This is a genomic window from Bradyrhizobium sp. UFLA05-108 (assembly GCF_059803455.1).
In genome coordinates this window covers 1-1191 of the sequence record NZ_JBANAZ010000202.1, presented here as the reverse complement: position 1 = coordinate 1191, position 1191 = coordinate 1, and the positions used below count along the sequence as shown (strand labels likewise).

The 1191-nt window shown below is 63.8% G+C and carries 1 protein-coding gene; it reads left to right on the top strand.

Annotated features, from left to right (window positions below; genetic code table 11):
* Positions 1-1191: chemotaxis protein CheA (locus tag SO140_RS45965; protein WP_498544202.1), on the top strand; the 1191-nt coding region annotated here is incomplete at both ends.

Below are 1191 nucleotides of genomic sequence, written 5' to 3'. Positions count from 1 at the left end.
GGAGGCGAAGGCCAAGGAGGCAAAACCCGCGCCCAAGAAGTCGATGGCGGACGAGAGCGTCACCGAAGGCGACCGCGTCGCCAACCAGTCGATCCGCGTCAACGTGGATACGCTGGAGCATCTGATGACCATGGTCTCCGAGCTGGTGCTGACCCGCAACCAGCTCCTGGAGATCTCCCGCCGCAACGAGGACACCGAGTTCAAGGTGCCGTTGCAGCGCCTCTCCAACGTCACCGCCGAGCTGCAGGAAGGCGTCATGAAGACGCGCATGCAGCCGATCGGCAATGCCTGGCAGAAGCTGCCGCGCATCGTCCGCGACCTCTCGAGCGAACTCGGCAAGCAGATCGAGCTGGAGATGCACGGCGCCGACACCGAGCTCGACCGCCAGGTGCTCGACCTGATCAAGGATCCGCTCACCCACATGGTGCGCAACTCCGCCGACCATGGCCTTGAGACCCCCGCCGAGCGCTTGGCGAGCGGCAAGGGCGAGCAGGGCACCATCCGGCTGTCCGCCTATCACGAGGGCGGCCACATCATCATCTGCATCGCCGACAACGGCAGAGGCCTCAACACCGAGAAGATCAAGGCCAAGGCGCTCTCCTCAGGTCTCGTCACCGAGGCCGAGCTCGAGAAGATGAGCGAGGCGCAGATCCACAAGTTCATCTTCGCGCCGGGCTTCTCGACGGCTGCCGCCATCACCTCGGTCTCGGGCCGCGGTGTCGGCATGGACGTGGTGCGCACCAATATCGACCAGATCGGCGGCACCATCGACATCAAGTCCGTCGCCGGCGAAGGCTCCTCCGTCACCATCAAGATCCCGCTGACGCTGGCCATCGTCTCCGCCCTGATCGTGGAAGCCGGCGGTGACCGCTTTGCCATTCCCCAGCTCTCGGTCGTGGAATTGGTGCGGGCGCGCGCCAATTCCGAGCACCGCATCGAGCGCATCAAGGACACCGCGGTCTTAAGGCTGCGCAACAAGCTGTTGCCGCTGATCCACCTGAAGAAGCTTTTGAAGATCGATGACGGCGCCGCCAGCGATCCCGAGAACGGCTTCATCGTGGTCACCCAGGTCGGCAGCCAGACCTTCGGCATCGTGGTCGACGGCGTGTTCCACACCGAAGAAATCGTGGTCAAGCCGATGTCGACCAAGCTGCGCCACATCGACATGTTCTCCGGCAACACGATTTTGGG